The organism is Gemmatimonadales bacterium, assembly GCA_036265815.1.
In the GTDB taxonomy this organism is placed as follows: domain Bacteria; phylum Gemmatimonadota; class Gemmatimonadetes; order Gemmatimonadales; family GWC2-71-9; genus CAVVWJ01.
In genome coordinates this window covers 16078-32039 of sequence record DATAOI010000113.1, presented here as the reverse complement: position 1 = coordinate 32039, position 15962 = coordinate 16078, and the positions used below count along the sequence as shown (strand labels likewise).

Below are 15962 nucleotides of genomic sequence, written 5' to 3'. Positions count from 1 at the left end.
GGCCGGCGCCAGCGAGCTGGTGTAGCCGTGTGCCGCGCGGCGATCCGGGTCGAGGGCCTGGGCAAGGAGTACCACATCGGGACCGTGCGGGGATCGCGGACGCTGCGGGAGGACTTGGCGGACCTGGCACGCGCGCCATTCCGCCGCGGCGCGATGTCAGGTGCGGGGCCGAAGGGCCGTACCGTGTGGGCCCTGCGCGACGTCTCGCTCGAGGTCCAGCGCGGCGAGGTCATGGCCATCATCGGCGGGAACGGCGCGGGCAAGAGCACGCTGCTCAAGATCCTCTCGCGCATCGTCGCGCCGACCGAGGGCTGGGCCAAGATCGAGGGGCGGGTCGGGTCGCTCCTCGAGGCGGGCACCGGCTTCCACTCCGAGCTCACCGGGCGCGAGAACGTCTACATGAGCGGCGCCATTCTGGGCATGCGGAAGGCGGAGATCGAGCGGAAATTCGAGCAGATCGTGGCGTTTGCCGACATCGGGCCGTTCCTCGACACCCCCGTGAAACGCTACTCCAGCGGCATGCAGGTGCGGCTCGCCTTCGCCGTGGCCGCCCATCTCGAGCCCGAGGTGCTGATCGTGGACGAGGTGCTCGCGGTGGGCGACGCCGAGTTCCAGAAGAAATGCCTCGGGAGAATGCAGGACGTCTCGCGGGGCGACGGTCGGACGGTCCTCTTCGTGAGCCACAATATGGACGCGGTGCAGCGACTCTGCGACCGGGCCGTCCTACTGGAGCGGGGACGCGCTGTCGCCATGGGCCCGACGGCGGACATCGTGGCGCAGTATCTCGCGCGGGCCGATGCCCCGTCCTCCGCAGGCGCCTGGATCGACCTGTCCGGGGTGGAGCGCCGGGGGAGCGGCGTGGCGCGGGTGGTCCGGGCGCGCTATCGGAGTGACCTCGAGGCCGCGGGCGGCCAGCCCTATCCGGATGGGCCGCTCACGATCGGTCTGGCCATTGAGACCGTGGCCCCGTGCACCATCGCGAGCCTGGCCGTGACACTCTCCGAGGTGCATGGGACGAAGCTCGTCAACGCCGACACGATCACGCTGGGACACACCTTTCGGCTGGAGCCAGGCGAGCACCGGCTGGCACTCCGGATTCCGGAGCTGCATCTCAACCCCGGGGTGTACGGGATGGGATTCTGGCTGGCGGGGCCGCTCGGCGTCATTCACGACCACGTGCGACCGGGGTTCGATCTCGAGGTGGTGGCCCAGCAATCGCCTGGCCTGGGGCGCACGCCGAGCGACGACGGGCTGGTCACCTGCCGGCTGGAGCTGCTGGACTCCGACTGAGATCGGGACCGCCGCGTGAGATCTGGCGCACCTCCGCGGTCCAGAGAGCGAGGAACAGGCTCCGGGCGAGGAGGGCGGCGGGTGGTGTCCCGCCGGCGTCGGCCGCCGCGTGGCGAACATCCGACTGTGCGTGGATCAGCCATACCAGCGCGCGGAGCGGCGCAAGCTGCGCGGGGTCGAAACCGGTGGCCTCGAAGTATCGCGCGAGGGAGTCACGGCGGACCGCGCCGGTCTGCGTCGAGGGATCGAGAGACCGATCAAACGAAGCCAGCCGGCTCTCGCGGTTCCGCGCGCGGTCGACGCTGAACGATGCGTACGCCAGGTAATAGAGCAGATCCAGCGCCGGCAATCCCTCCACGTCGGCCGACTCCCAGTCCAGCACCGCGATCTCGCCACCCGGAGTGACGAGCACGTTCCACGGCCCGAAGTCGCGCTGCTCCGGAACCACGGGGAGCGCCCCGATGCCGCGCACGATGGTCGCTCCCTCCCGCAGGAGTCCCCGGTCCACCACCCCTTCGAAATTTTCCACGAACCGGGACAGCACCGGCTCGACGATCGCCTCACGCCACTCGCCCGGTGACCGCGCAGGCCGGCCGGCGGCGAGCGCGCCGAGCCAATCGGTGACCTTCATCGACCAGCCGCCGAAGCTCCGGGGTGAGAGCAGGCTCTCGAGCGGCCGGCCGGCCAGCGCGGTCTCCCCAACCAGGGGCACGCCGTCGACCTCCCGGCGGAAGAGGACTCGGGGCACCCCGGGCACGGGCCGGCCAGCGGCCAGACTCGCCAACGCGGCGCCCTCCTGGAGGACGCCGGCCGCGGCCTCGTCCACCCTAGGCGCCTTCACCGCGACCAGCGGGACCGGGCTCGGCTCGGCGAATGCCAGCAGGACCACCTTGCTGACGCTCCGCGGTCCACCGGTCACCAGCAGAGTCGACAACCGGTCGGGCGCGGAGCCGAGGCCCCATTCCGGCCAGCCATCCCGGAGCCACGCCGCGGGGCCGTGCCCTCCCGAGCAGGGAGGCCCCGGGCATCGCGCGATCGCACAGACGGGACTTCCAAACCGACCGCGGAGGAGGTCGTGGGCTCGCTGGCGGGCCTCCGCGATGAGCCGCCGCACCCGCCCGCCGCGCAGGCGCCGCCTGGAGCGTACATAGGCGGCGGGGCCACGCGCCCCGACCGGCATCCAGTAGACCGGCAGCACGGAGGAGGCCGGCCACTGCCGGTAGCACGCCACCTCTTCGAACCCCGCGGCGCGGAGCGCGCCTGCGATCCGGTCCGTACCGCCCAGCCGCGAATGCCATTCCGTATAACACGAGCCGCCAGGCCGGAGCGCTTCGCGTAGCTCGGCCAGAGTTCTGGCATCGGGGTCCTCGGCTACTGCGAGATCGCAATCCCGGGGCTGCCCTTCCGAGACTACCTCATCCGCGATACTCGCCACGGCGGCGGCCAACGCACCCCGCGCGCGGCATAGCGCCCGGTGAGGACGCGGCGAGGGCAGGAGGAATCGCCAGTCCGCCCGGCGGAGCCGCGCGTTTCGCTCCTGCTCGGGCGTCTCAGCCGGGACGGGCATCACTGTCGCCCGGCCCCGGCCAGCACCTCGTCATAGATTCGCATGACCTGGCGCGCGGTCATTTGGGAGGAGAATTCGCGCTCAACCCGAGCCCGCCCCGCCGCGGCGAGCCGCCGCGCGAGCACAGGGTCGCCGCGCAGCCGGCGAATAGCCGTCGCGAGGGCAGCGGGATCGCGTGGGGGGACCAGCAGCCCTGTCTGCTCCGACGTGATGGCCTCGTCGGTGCCGCCGATCGCCGTGGCCACGATCGGTCGCTCCGCCGCCATCGCCTCCAACGCCGAGATGGGCAAGCCTTCATAGAGCGAGGGGAGCACGAAGAGGTCGGCGGCCGCGAGGAGATCGGGCACATCGGAGCGATGGCCCAGGAAGAGGCAGCGATCGGAAATACCCAGCGTGCGCGCCTCCGCCTCTAGCTCCTGCCGCAGCGGACCGTCGCCGGCGAACACGAAGGTCGCGTCGGCAACCTGCGCCGCTGCCGCCAGGAGATATGCATGGCCCTTCTGCGGATGAAGTCGCGCCGGTGTCAAGACGACGTAATCCGGCCCGCCTCGGACCAGCGCCGCGCGGAGCACAGGATTGCCCGAGTGGCGCGGCGGCGGCACCCGGATCGCGTTCCGGACCACCGCGAGCTTCTCCGGCGGCACGCCCAGCTCCCGAGCATATCGGGCCTTCACTTCGTCCGAGACGGCGATGATGCGTCGAAACAGCTTCAGGAGCAGATGCGGCTGGCGCGTGCTGTCCGGCGTCATGTAGAGCTGGGCGGTTCCCACGATGGCCGGCACTCGAGCCAGCCAGGCGGCGAGCACACCGTGCTTGCAGGCGAACGGCCAGCTCAAGTGCGCGTGAAAGACGGCCGGGCGCTCGGCGCGGAGCGCGCGCCGGAGCCGGATCGTCCCGGCCACTCGGTGCCGTGGGTCGACCCGCGGCACCGCGAGCGTGCGGATCCCCAGCCGCGCCGCGCCGTCCACTAGGCGGGCGACCCCAGCCTCGGGATGATGCATCAGCACCGGCTCCCAGCGTTCCCGGTCCAAGGACGCCATGAGGTGCAGCGCCGCCTCCTCGCTGCCTCCGAAGAAGTCGCCGTCGACGTAGTGAACGACGAGACGGCTCATTGCGTCGGGCTTCGGGGGGAGGCCGCTACCACGTCCGCCAAGGCCTGCAGGTTTCGCTGATAATAGCGCCGGGCGAAATCCGTGGCCCGCCGGCCGAGCGCGGCGGCCTGCTCCGGATCTCGCAGCAGCTCGATCAGCAGCTCACTGAACTCCTCGGCCGATCCGGCCTGCCGGAAACACGACTCAGCGCCCTCCTCCAGCCCTCGGGCGCCGGACACCGTCGTCACCAGCGGCCTACCATGTTGCAGGGCATCCACGGACTTGATGCTGAGCCCGGTGCCGAACTGCTGTGGATTGATGACGACGGCGGCCTGCCGGTAAAGGTCCCCGAGCGAGTCGACGAACCCGAAACGGCGCACGCCGGGCGAGTCGCTGCGAATACGCTTCCCGATGCCGCCGACCAGCCAGAGCTCGGCCTCTGGAACGCGGCGACGAACGGCCGGCAGGACCCGATCGATGAACCAGGTCACCCCGTGCACGTTGATGCCCATCGGGCCGCCGACGAACAGCATGGCGCGGGCGCAGTCCCCCGCCGCCACCGGGGCCGCCTCAACCACCGGAGCCAGATGCCCGACCACGGTAACCGTCCGGGTGGTGAGCGATCGGAAATGGCTCGCGTCCCACTCCTGAATCGCCAGCACGGCGTCGGCTCGATCGAGCGCCTTCGCTTCCTCCGCCTTCCCGGTCGAGAAGAATTCATTTGCCTGACCGTGCGCGCGATACAGGCGGTAGCGGTCGGAGAAGACGTCGTGGGTGTCGAGGAGCTTGCGTACCGAGTCTGGCGCGAACTCGAACAGCTTGGAGTAGAAAACGTAAGACAGAATCGCTACCTCGAACCCGCGGGCGAGCAGTGTCCCCAGGTAGCCGGCCGCCTCGGGATCGAAGTAGCTGTCCACCGGGAGGTTCAGGTGGAATGCCTTACCGACCAGCCGGACCAGCTTCCGCCGGCCGCGCCCGAGGAAGCTCGCCGGGGAGAGGCTGCGGAAGGGATGCAATCGCTCCTTCCAGTACTGCCGCATGGGTGTGTCGGCGGCCCGGAGCGACTGTTGGAGATAGAGGAAATGCACCTCATGTCCCAGGGACAGCAACCCGTCCGCCATGTGGCGCACCCGCGCGCTGGCGCCGGTGGTGCTGGGGTGGGTGGGGACCGGTGCGATGAGCAGGACCTTACTCATCGCCAGGCGAGGCTAACGGTACTCAAACCGAGCCTTCAGGCGATTGAGCGGTCCCTCGAAGGCGTGCCAGGAGACCGCGGCCACCGCAATGGATGCGGCCGCGTAGAAGAACAGAAAGGGCAACGTCTGATCCCCGAGCGGAGCGAGCAGATCGGGGTACCCCAGACGGCGGGCTAACTTCGGCAGCAGCTCGGGCAGCATCGCGTGGTAGACGTAGATGCCGTAACTGATCGTCCCCAGATAGCGCACCGGGGCGAGCTGCAGGAATCGGCCAGCCGGCCCGCCCATGCCGCGCGAGGCACGCGCCACCAGCCACACGCCCACCAGCGCCACCGCGAGATCGAACACCACGATGCGAAGCCGCCAGAAACCATTGCTCGCTACCGCCGCCTGATGGATGGCGAACAGCAGCAACCCGCTCCAGAGCGCGGACGCCCCGATGGGCCGGATGAGGGGGTGCGACTCGAACTCGGGAAGCACCGTCATGGCCAGGTACGCCCCCAGCGCCAGGGAGTCGATGCATCCCAAGGGCAGGACCGGCGTGATATCGTTCCCGGTGAGGGTGAAGACGACGAACCGGAAGATCGGCCCAAGCGCGACCAGGCTCAGGGCAATCCCCGGGAGCCAGCGGCGGCGGGCAAAGAGAATGACCCACGGCCACACGAGATAAAACTGTTCTTCGACCGCGAGCGACCAGAAATGGCCCACGTGGCCGCCCCAGGCGCCGTGGTGGACCGCGTTGACCAGGAAGAAGTGTACGTTGGACAGGTACCCTGCGTGCCAGAGCATTCCCTCCCGTGCGCCCGACACCTTCCCGAACCATGCGATCACCAGCGCGAGATAGTACAGCGGGAAGATCCGCAGCACTCGGCGAATGTAGAAGTGCCGCAGTGCGACCCCGGCCGGTGTCCGTCCGGCATCCAGCCCCAGGCGGGACCGCAGGAGTATTCCGGTGATGAGAAAGCCGCTGAGAACGAAGAACACCCGCACGCCGATTCCGCCGAGGTGGACGTACTGGCGGGCAGGGCGCCAGAAATGGTAGCAAACTACCATTCCAGCCGCGAGCGCTCGAAGCCCATCCAACTGCGGCATGTGGCGCAGGGGCGTGCTGGGCGTCCAGATCGTATCCTGGTGAGTCGTGCGGCTCGCCGGAGCGGCGGTCATAGGTGGCTCACGTCAGTGGCTAATGGCTTCGCTGAGCACGAGATAGGGCGAGTCTGCCCGGCGGCCTCCAGGGTGTTCCTGCCTTCGAGATGACCCACCCCTGTGGTATGTTTCCTGCACCTTGCGCGCCGCCTCCGGGAAATGCAGGGTGAGTGCCGCACCCCAACGCGTTATCCCTTCGCCCACAGTTACCTGCCTCAGACGGGGGAGATCGTGACGCCGGGCCCAACTCCGCTCGTCTCGGTCGTCGCGATCTTCCTGAACGCCGAGCGCTTCCTGGACGAGGCGATCCGGAGCGTGCTGGCGCAGACCTATCCCCACTGGGAGCTGCTGCTGGTCGACGACGGCTCCTCCGACGAGAGCGGCGAGATCGCGCGGGGCTTCGCCGAGCGCGAGCCTCACCGAGTCCGCTATCTGGAGCACCCGGGGCATCAGAACCAGGGGATGAGCGCGTCCCGCAACCTGGGTCTGCAGCACGCCCGGGGCGAGTACCTCGCCCTCTTGGATGCGGACGATGTCTGGCTGCCCGAGAAGCTCGAGCGTCAGGTCGCGATTCTCGAGGCGCACCCCGAGGTGGCGCTGCTGTTCGGCGCACCGCTGTACTGGTTCGGATGGACCGGGCAGCCCGACGATCGCGAGCGCGACTACGTCATTGATCTTAAGCTACCGCTCGACCGAACCTACGCGCCGCCCGACCTGCTGCTCCCCTTCCTCTCGCGCACGGCTCCGACACCCTGCCCATCCGACGTGCTCGTCCGCCGCGCCTCCGCGGTGAGCGTCGGCGGATTCGAGTCCCACTTCGTCGGCACGAACATGGTCTATGAAGACCAGGGCTTCTTCTCGAAGTTGCTCCTCCGCTTCCCGGCCTTTGCCTCGAGCGAGACCTGGGACCGGTATCGCCAGCATCCGGAGTCCTGCTACGCCGTCTCCAAGGCCAGCGGCGGGCGTGAGCTCGCCCGGGGCTACTTCCTGAGGTGGTTACGGCGATACCTGCAGGACCACGGCCAGGCGAGCGGTCCGGTCTGGGAGACCGTCCAGGCGGAGCTTCGCCCATTCCGCCTGGTGTCTCGGGCGATAGCAGGCGCTCGGCGGCTGGCCCGGGCCACCCTGCCGGTCGGCCTCCGAACCTGGGTCGGTGCCCGGGTGCCGGCGCTGGGCGGCTCACCCGGTACCCAGGCGGTGCGGTTCGGAAGTCTGCGCCGGCTCACGCCGGTGAGCCGGCGGTTCGGCTGGGATCGAGGCGGGCTGCCGGTCGATCGCTATTACATCGAGCGCTTCCTGCGGGAGCACGCGGGAGACATCCGGGGCCGCGTGCTGGAGGCGAGGGACGATGCCTACACCCGCAAGTTCGGGGGCACCAACGTCACCCGGGCCGAAGTGCTGCACCCCACCACGGACAATCCCAGAGCGACCATCGTCGCCGACCTTACCTCCGCCGACCACGTGCCCGGCGACAGCTTCGACTGCATCGTGCTGACCCAGGTGCTGCCGTTCATCCTGGACGTGCCGGCGGCAGTCCGGACCCTGCACCGGCTGCTGCGGCCGGGCGGCGTCGTGCTCGCCACGATGCCGGGCATCAGCCAGATCGTCCGCTACGACATGGATCGTTGGGGCGACTACTGGCGATTCACCTCCCTGTCGGCGCGCCGGCTATTCGAGTGCGGCTTTCCGGAGGGCGAGGTTCGGGTCGAGACCCACGGAAACGTGCTCGCGGCCACGGCGTTCCTGCAGGGCCTGTCGAGCCGGGAGCTCCGGCCGGACGAGCTGGAGTACATCGACCCCGAGTACGAGGTCCTCATTACCGTGCGCGCCGTGAAGGGACATGCCTGAGACTCCACGGGTCAGCGTCGTGATGGCGGTGCGCAATGGCGTGCCCTATCTGGAGCAGGCCGTCGACAGCATCCTGGCGCAAACGTTCACCGACCTCGAGTTCGTGATCATCGACGACGGCTCGACGGACTCGACGCCAGAAGTGCTCCGACGTTACCAGACCGCGGACCACCGTGTCCGGGTGCTCCATCAGGAGAACGCGGGGCTGACCCCGTCGCTGAACCGCGGCTGTCAGCTCGCACGCGGGACCTACGTGGCCCGCATGGACGCCGACGATGTCGCATTCCCCGATCGGCTGGCGCGGCAGGTGGAGTTTCTGGATCGGCACCCTGGGGTGGCCCTGCTGGGGAGCGCCGTGGTCCGCATCGACGAGCTGGGCCGGGAGATCAAGCGCAGCGAATGTCCCACGTCGCACGCGGAGATCGTGCGGGCCCTGACCCGGTACAACTGCTTTACCCATCCGACCGTGATGCTGCGGAAGGACATGCTGGCGGCAGTCGGCGGTTATCGCGAAGCCTACCGCCAGGCCCAGGATTACGATCTCTGGCTCCGCCTGAGCGAGCGATACGAGGTGGCCAATCTCGCCGAGCCGCTGCTCTACTACCGGGTGTATGCCAGCCAGGTCTCGGTCCGCCATCTCGAGCAGCAGATCGTGTCGGTGGTCGGCGCGCGGGCTGCCGCGGCCGCGCGCAAGACCGGGGGCACGGATCCCACGCCGTCCGAGGGGCACGTCACGCCCGAGCTGCTGCGCGCGTGGGGGGTACCCGACGCAACCTTGGCCGAGGCGATCGGCGAGGGGTATCGCTACGCGGTGTACCTCATGCAGCAGGTCGGGCGCCGGCAGGAGGCGATCGAGCTGCTTCGCACGGGCCGGCGTCTCTCCAAGGGACACGGCGGATTGGGGCCGATGCTGGCCGGCGCCTGCTTGAAGGAGGCGAGGGCCGCCTACCAGGCCGGACATCTTCGAGCCAGCATTGGCTGGGGCCTGCGTGCCTGGCAGGCCCAGCCATGGCTCCCGCTGCAGCTCCTCCGCGGACGCCCGGGCGCGGTACGCTCCGAGGTCGGCAGCGCCGGGGCGAGCGCATGACGCGCGCGTCCGTGCCCATCCTGATGTACCACGAGGTGACTCCCAATCCGCATCCGGCGTTCCGGCGATATTCCGTCACGGTTCGAGAGTTCGCGCGTCAGATGCGGTGGCTGGCCGCGTTCGGCTATCAGCCGATCGACATGGAGACCCTGGCCAGTGTACGGCTGGGCCACGGCCAGCTGCCCACCCGCCCGGTGGTGATCACCTTCGACGACGGCTTTCAGGGGTGTGTCGATCACGCGGTCCCGGTGCTCCGGGCCCACCGATTCACGGCGGTCTTCTACCTCGTCGCGGGCCTGATGGGAGAGACCAGCCGGTGGCTGCTTCCCGAGCTCGGCATGGCGCTGCCGGTGATGGGATGGGAGGCCGCCAGAACACTGGTTGCCGACGGGTATCAGTGTGGCGCCCACACCGTCACCCACCCGCGGCTGACGGGGCTCGATGCCTCGCGCTGTCGAGCCGAGCTGGTCGATGGGCGGCAGCGGCTCGAGGATGAGCTGGGCCGGCCCGTCCTGCACCTCGCCTATCCCTATGGCTCTGTCGACGAGTCCGTGCAGGCCGCCGCGGCCGCCGCGGGCTACCTCACCGCATGCTCCACTCGCCCGGGTCTCTCCGGCCCCGATGACGACCCGCTGGCGCTCCGGCGCGTCTCCATCTACGGGCACGACTCGTTGATCGATTTTGCTTGCCGGCTCCGGAACGGCACCGCGTTCCGCGAACACATCAGTCAGGCTCTCGGCGGCGTGACCCGGCGATTCCGCAAGCGGACTGTTTCCGCCCAGTGACGGCGGCGCCGCAAATCAGCGTGGTCATCCCGACCTATCAGCGCCGGGACTCGCTGCTGCGCCTGCTGGCGTCGCTGCGCACGCAGACGCTTCCCGCCGATGCCTACGAGGTCATCGCGGCGATCGACGGTTCGACCGATGGAACAGCCGCGGCGGTGCGCGGGCTTGCCGTACCCTACGCTCTCTCCGCGTTGGAGGGACCCAACCGGGGGCGGGCCGGAGCGTGCAACGCCGGCATTCGTGCGGCGGGAGGCGAGGTTGTAGTGCTGCTCGACGACGATATGGAAGCGTCCCCCGGATTTCTGGCCGCCCACGCCCGCGCCCACCAGGGACCGGTCGAGCGGGCGGTGGTGGGCGCCGCGCCGATCGTCGCCGGATCCGAGTCGCCTCCTTTCGTGCGATACATGGCCAGTGGATTCCGCTCGCGGCTCGATCGGATGTCCCAGCCGGGCTATCGGCTCCGCTTCCGCGACACCTACACTGGCAACTTCTCGGCTCATCGCGAGGTACTGCTGGGGGTCGGCGGGTTCGATGCGGCGTTCCGGGTCTACGGTCATGAGGACTACGAGCTCGCCCTCCGTCTGCAGGAGGCCGGTGTCGAGCTCACCTACAGCGCGGACGCGCTGGCGCACCAGCACTACGAGAAGACCTTTGCCGGGTTCGCGCCCGATGGGATCGCCCGCGGGCGCACGGCAGTGCTGTTCGCCGGCAAGCACCCGGCGATCGTGGACCGCATCAAGCTCTCGGAGTTCCACAGCGGACCCTGGCGGTGGCGCGCTCTCCGGGGCCTCCTCTTGCGCCTGAGCCGGGTGACCGACCGTGTGCCGCAGTGGGTCGTCGGGCTGATCGAGCGAGTGGAACGCCTCGAGCCCGCCCGCCTCGACAAGTACTACACCCTGGCAATCGACTACCTGTACTGGTACGGTGCCCTCGGCGCGATGCGTGAGGGGGCGGCCGGAGGATCTGTGTCCGACCGCCTGACCGCCGGGACGACGGCGGAAAAGGTCGGGCAGGGATGACTCTGTCCGCCGCCTCGGGCCCCGTGTCCGGCAACGACTCATGGGCCGGCACCAGGACCCGCATCGCAATCCTGCTGGTGCTCCTCTACGCGGGGGCGTCGACCGTCCGGTGGGTGCAGCGGGCCTCCGAGTGGCCAACCGGTGCCGCGCAGGACGAGATCTCGACTTACGAGCACGCCTTCGGGGACCTGCGGGCCATGCTTCCGGCCCATGGCACCGTAGGGTACCTGGATCGACTGGGGCCAGCCGGCGCCCCTGCCGACGACCCGAAGTCGGAAGCGCTCCTTCGGTTCCGCCGCTATCTCCTGGCGCAATACTTTCTGGCGCCGGTGCTCCTGGTCAAGAGCACCGATCCCGAGCTCGTCATCGGTAACTTTGGCCCGGAGGCTGTGCCGGAGGTGCCGACGGGACTCCGCGTCATCCGGGATTTCGGCGACGGTCTGGTGCTCTTCCGGTCGCGCCCGTGATCGCGGCGCTCGGTCTTTCGTTCGTCGTCTCGACTGCACTGGGCGCGCTGCTGCTCCGGACCGCGTGGCCCGGTGATGCCGCCGGCAGACCGTGGCCGCTGCTCGTCGCGCTCGGAGCCGGACTGGGCGCGGGAGTGTCGGCCGTCCTGCTCTTCCTCTGGATGCTCGCGTTCGGACCCACGCGAGGCTTCGCGCTGGCGGAGGTGGGACTGGTGATGTTGTTGGTCGTCGTGGCGTTCAGGGCCGGCAGGAGGCCGGCCGCCGGGCCTGCACCCGAAGGCGGCCAGAGCAATTCTCGACTGCTCCCGCTGCTGGTCGCGGGCTTTCTGGTGACGCTGTCTGCCGCGGCCGCGGCCTTCGTGTCGACGCTTCGGCAGCACCCGCACGGCCAGTGGGACGCCTGGATGAACTGGGATATGCGGGCCCGAATGTTCTTCCGCGGGGGCGAGGCCTGGCGGAATGCGTTCTCGGCCACGTTCCCGTGGTCCCACCCGGATTATCCGGTGCTGGTTCCCTCGCTCGTCGCCCGGAGCTGGCTCTACGCCGGCGCCGAGACACTGCTCGGGCCCGCGCTGGTGGCGGCCACGTTCACATTCGGGGCGGTGGCACTCCTGGCATCAGCGCTGGCCGCTCTTCGCAGCACCAGTCAGGGGCTGCTGGCCGGAATGGTCCTGCTGAGCACGCCGTTCTTCATCCTTCATGGCACCTCGCTCTACGCCGACGTGCCCCTCGCCTTCTTCTTTCTCGCGACCATGGTCTGCCTTGCCCTGGATGCGCGGCAGGGCGAGGCCACCACCCGCTTCGCGGTGCTGGCCGGCGTGGCGGCGGGCCTGGCGATGTGGACCAAGAACGAAGGCGTGCTCTTCAGCCTGGCCGTGGGGGCCGGACTGATCGTCGCCGGCGGGCGCGACTGGGCCGCCACTCGGCGGCGGCTGCGCGGGTTCGGCAGCGGACTGCTCCCGCTGCTCCTCCTGGTGGCGAGCTTCAAGATCGCGTTCGCCCCACCGAACGACCTGCTATCGACCCTCGACGTCCAGCGCACCTTCGGGCGATTGACCTCGGCGCATCGCTACTATCTCGTCATCCAGGCATACACCACTCATATCGCGTCCTTCGGGGGGAACGGCTTCGGCAGTGCGGTGTGGGTGCTGGCCGCCTATCTCCTGGGACTCGGTGTCAGCGGGACCGACGCCAGCCGCCGCTGGCTGCGAATGGCTGCGATTGCCCTCATGCTTCTGCTGGCGGGCCACTTCATGGTCTTCGTCAGCATGGCCGATGAGCTGGCCAGGCTGCTCGACAGCTCGCTCGATCGGCTGCTGCTGCAGATCTGGCCCAGCGCGCTGTTTCTGTTCTTCATGCTGGTGCGCACGCCGGAGGAGGCGAGCACCGGCCCACTCCTGATCGGACGGACGATTGACCAGCACTGACACGCCGGGCGCATCCCGAGTCGCCGGGCCCCTGGTATGGCTCATCTGGGCGGCCACCCTCGCCAGTCTCCTCCTCGCCATCGCTGGCGACGGCCGGAACATTCCCTTCGAAGAAGATTGGCTGATGGTCGGGCCGATGACCGGCCACGAGCCGAACCTGCCGCGCTGGCTCTGGAGCCAGAACAGCGAACACCGGCTTCCGCTTCCCCGCCTCGTCAATCTCACCCTGCTCCGTGCCACGCATGACTTTCGCTCCACCATGCTGTTCGATACCCTCGCCCTGGGCGCGGTCGCGGCCGGCATGATCCTGGTGGCGCGCGCGCTCCGCGGTGGACGCACCAGCCTGGCCGACGCGTTCTTCCCGCTGCTCCTTCTCCATCTGGGGAATTGGGACAACCTCGTGTGGGGATGGCAGATCCAATTCGTCCTCCCGACGGTCCTGGCCTGTGTGCTGCTGCTGGTCATCGTCGCGCGGCCTGGCCTGCCCACCCGCTGGGGCGCTCTGGCCGCTGCCTTCGCGCTGATCGGCCTGCCGCTCTCGGGCGCTAACGGGCTGGTCTTCACGCCGACGCTCGCGGCCTGGCTGGGATACACTGCCTGGGCCCGGCGACGCGACGCCTCCGCCGACCAGCGGAGCGGTGAGTGGCTGCCGGCCGCGATGGCCTGCCTCGCGGTGCTCTTGTGTGCGGTCTATTTCATCGGCTACCAGGCGTCGCCGTGGAACCAGGCGAGCCCCGGTCTGGGCGCCACGCTGGCGACGACGGGCAAGTTCCTGGCGCTCAGCCTGGGCCCGGCCGCGTCAAAGCGGTGGCTCCTCTGCGGCAGCATCGCCGTTCCTCTGTTGCTGTTGAGCCTCGGCCTGCTGATCGCGGCGTATCGCCAGCAGCGCGAGGAGCGCCTCCGCATCCTCGGCATGCTGGCGTTCTTCCTGGCTGCCGCGGTGCTGGCGTTGGCTGTCGGCTGGGGGCGCGCGGGTCGCGCCGCGGCCACGGGCCGGATGCCCACTCGATATGTGCTGCTCGCGGCACCGGGGCTGTGCGCCGTCTACTTCACCGCGCTTCTCTACGGAACGGCCTGGACGCGGCGCATGCTCCCCGCCGCCTTGGCTGTTGGTCTCGCGCTGCTCTTTCCATTCAACACCCGTGTCGGTTTCGAGCGCCGGGCCTGGTTCCAGGCGGGCTTCGAATCGTTCGAGCGCGATCTGGTGGCGGAGACGCCGGCGGAGCCGCTCGCCCGGCGTCACTACGAGTTCATGCTGCATTGGGACGAGCCGCTGATGGTCGTGAGCCTGCAGCGACTGCATGAGGCCGGAATCGGACCTTTCGGTGCGTGGCGGGAATCGAGCAAGGCGTCGGGGCCGTGAGCGGGCTGCTGTATCCGCTGTGCTTCGCCGCGTCCCTCGTGCTGGCGATCGCGGCGGGCAATCCAGGGCAGTACCGGCCCTCCGACCTCGCCGTGACACTCGCCGCCGTGCTGTTGGTGAGTGGTCTGGTGATCGCGGTCGTGTTCCTAGCTGTGTGGGCGCTGGACCGCACCGATCGCGCCGCGCCGCTCGCGGCCGCGGTCGCACTGCTCGCCATCGCGTGGATCTTCTACTACATCCCGGCACAGCAGGCGCTCTCGAGCGTGAGCCATCGCCTCACCCGCGACCGGATCTTCGCTCCCCTGGCTGCCCTGCCCACTCTCGCGGCGATAACCTGGCTGCTCCGGCAGACGCGCCCCCGCCTCCTCGGCCTCAGCAGATACTTGACGACCTTCGGGCTCCTGCTCCTCACGATGGTGACGGTGCAGGTGGTCGTCTCCCAGGGGCGCGGGCCCCGGGTCGCGAGGCGAAGCACGCTGGTGCGCGAGCTCGCCTCCCCGCTACCTATCGCCGTCCCGCCGCCACCTGGGAGGAATGCACCGCCTCGCGACATCTACCTGATCGTGCTCGACGGCCACGCGAACGCCCGCGTCCTGCAGGAGGTGTTCGGCTTCGACAACTCCCGCTTCGAGGACAGCTTGCGCGCTCTGGGCTTCCTGATCCCGCGGGACGCACGGAGCAACTATGTCCAGACCTACCTCTCGGTCTCCTCATTGTTGAACTTTTCCCACGTCACGAGGCTGGCGGAGGACGCCGGGACCACCAGCACGGACCACTCACTCCCGAAGTACCTGATCATGCACAACCGCGCCGCGCGCTTCCTCAAGGCGCACGGGTACCGGTACGTGCTGTTCCCTTCCGCCTGGTGGGCCGCCACCGCTGCCAGCCCTCTCGCCGACCGGGAGTTCGATTCCCACGCGAGGTTCGAGCTCGGGCACGAGGTGCGCCGGACGGAGCTGCGGCTCACGGTGCTCCGGTCGACCTTGCTCAGGTTCGTCCTCGGGACTGATCACACGCGGACCCCTCTGGTGCAGCATTTCCTGCGCTCCTTCGAGGCGATGGGCAGGATTCCAGCGGATACGGCGCCTACGTTCACCTTCGCTCACGTGCTCCTTCCTCACGTGCCCTACCTGGTGGATGAGCGGTGCCGGCCCCTGGAGCATCCGGTTGCGGACGATGAGGAGGCCGACACTCCGGCACAGCGCGCCGATTACATCGGCCAGGTGCAGTGCGCCGATCGGCTGGTCCTCGAGCTGGTGACGACCCTGCTTCGCCAGTCGCCAATCGCTCCGGTGATCCTGATCGTAGGCGACCACGGGTCGCGGTTCGCCGATGTCGGCTTCTATGGCCACCCGGAGCGGGTCTCGACGGCATTCATCCGTGAGCGGTTCGGCGCCTTCGGCGCCTTCTACCTTCCGGCTGGCGGCGACAGCACCTTCCGCGAGCCCGTCACCCTGGTGAACGTGCTGAGGAACGTGTTCCGCTACTACTTCGGCGCCGACCTCCCGCGGGCTCCCGACGAGATGTACGTCTCGGGGCAGCTGCCCTACCGGTTTTATCCGGTCGACCCTCGGCTTCTGGAAGCTCACCCGGCACCGGCCCGGCGATGCTCGGGTTCCACGAGCGCCCGATGTTGAGGCCGGAGGGGGTGGGCAAGGAACTTGCCTGCGACGCGA

13 protein-coding genes are annotated in these 15962 nt (G+C 69.2%); 9 read left to right on the top strand and 4 right to left on the bottom strand.

The window, feature by feature from the left end; genetic code table 11:
* Positions 1-27: 27 nt before the first annotated feature.
* Positions 28-1290 carry a polysaccharide ABC transporter ATP-binding protein gene (locus VHR41_20570; GenBank protein ID HEX3236599.1) on the top strand — a complete coding sequence of 421 codons (1263 nt, stop codon included), beginning with the start codon at positions 28-30 and terminating at the stop codon, positions 1288-1290.
* Here VHR41_20570 and VHR41_20565 read toward each other — a convergent pair.
* The 4 genes from VHR41_20565 to VHR41_20550 are packed head-to-tail and all read right to left on the bottom strand — an operon-like array spanning position 1256 to position 6308.
* A complete protein-coding gene (locus VHR41_20565) occupies positions 1256-2857 on the bottom strand; it encodes a hypothetical protein (GenBank protein HEX3236598.1) in 1602 nt (533 codons plus the stop codon). The two genes, VHR41_20570 and VHR41_20565, sit on opposite strands and share 35 nt — an antisense overlap.
* Entirely contained in the window at positions 2857-3969 is a 1113-nt protein-coding gene (locus VHR41_20560; GenBank protein HEX3236597.1) for a glycosyltransferase, read from the bottom strand. The genes VHR41_20565 and VHR41_20560 overlap by 1 nt, the downstream gene beginning before the upstream one ends.
* Complete coding sequence (locus VHR41_20555; protein ID HEX3236596.1) at positions 3966-5144, bottom strand: glycosyltransferase family 4 protein; 1179 nt, start codon at positions 5142-5144, stop codon at positions 3966-3968. The genes VHR41_20560 and VHR41_20555 overlap by 4 nt, the downstream gene beginning before the upstream one ends.
* A 12-nt stretch (positions 5145-5156) precedes the next feature.
* Positions 5157-6308, bottom strand: coding sequence for an acyltransferase (locus VHR41_20550; GenBank protein ID HEX3236595.1), 1152 nt, complete (start codon positions 6306-6308; stop codon positions 5157-5159).
* 213 nt (positions 6309-6521) lie between these two features.
* Here VHR41_20550 and VHR41_20545 point away from each other — a divergent pair, with 213 nt between their 5' ends.
* Genes VHR41_20545 through VHR41_20510 form a run of 8 tightly spaced genes read left to right on the top strand, consistent with a single transcriptional unit; the run spans position 6522 to position 15923 of the window.
* Positions 6522-8138, top strand: coding sequence for a glycosyltransferase (locus VHR41_20545; protein ID HEX3236594.1), 1617 nt, complete (start codon positions 6522-6524; stop codon positions 8136-8138).
* Entirely contained in the window at positions 8131-9225 is a 1095-nt protein-coding gene (locus tag VHR41_20540; GenBank protein HEX3236593.1) for a glycosyltransferase, read from the top strand. Before VHR41_20545 ends, VHR41_20540 begins: the two co-directional genes overlap by 8 nt.
* A complete protein-coding gene (locus VHR41_20535) occupies positions 9222-10010 on the top strand; it encodes a polysaccharide deacetylase family protein (GenBank protein HEX3236592.1) in 789 nt (262 codons plus the stop codon). Before VHR41_20540 ends, VHR41_20535 begins: the two co-directional genes overlap by 4 nt.
* Positions 10007-11029, top strand: a complete 1023-nt coding sequence (locus tag VHR41_20530) for a glycosyltransferase (protein HEX3236591.1) — start codon at positions 10007-10009, stop codon at positions 11027-11029. The genes VHR41_20535 and VHR41_20530 overlap by 4 nt, the downstream gene beginning before the upstream one ends.
* The gene (locus VHR41_20525) at positions 11026-11496 is read left to right on the top strand and encodes a hypothetical protein (protein HEX3236590.1); all 471 of its coding nucleotides are present in this window, start codon (positions 11026-11028) and stop codon (positions 11494-11496) included. Before VHR41_20530 ends, VHR41_20525 begins: the two co-directional genes overlap by 4 nt.
* Positions 11493-12923 (top strand): glycosyltransferase family 39 protein, encoded by a 1431-nt coding sequence (locus tag VHR41_20520; protein ID HEX3236589.1) that lies wholly within the window; start codon positions 11493-11495, stop codon positions 12921-12923. Before VHR41_20525 ends, VHR41_20520 begins: the two co-directional genes overlap by 4 nt.
* On the top strand, positions 12910-14286 hold the full coding sequence (locus VHR41_20515) for a hypothetical protein (protein ID HEX3236588.1): 1377 nt from the start codon (positions 12910-12912) through the stop codon (positions 14284-14286). Before VHR41_20520 ends, VHR41_20515 begins: the two co-directional genes overlap by 14 nt.
* Positions 14283-15923, top strand: a complete 1641-nt coding sequence (locus tag VHR41_20510; protein HEX3236587.1) for a hypothetical protein — start codon at positions 14283-14285, stop codon at positions 15921-15923. Before VHR41_20515 ends, VHR41_20510 begins: the two co-directional genes overlap by 4 nt.
* The last annotated feature ends 39 nt before the right edge of the window (positions 15924-15962 follow it).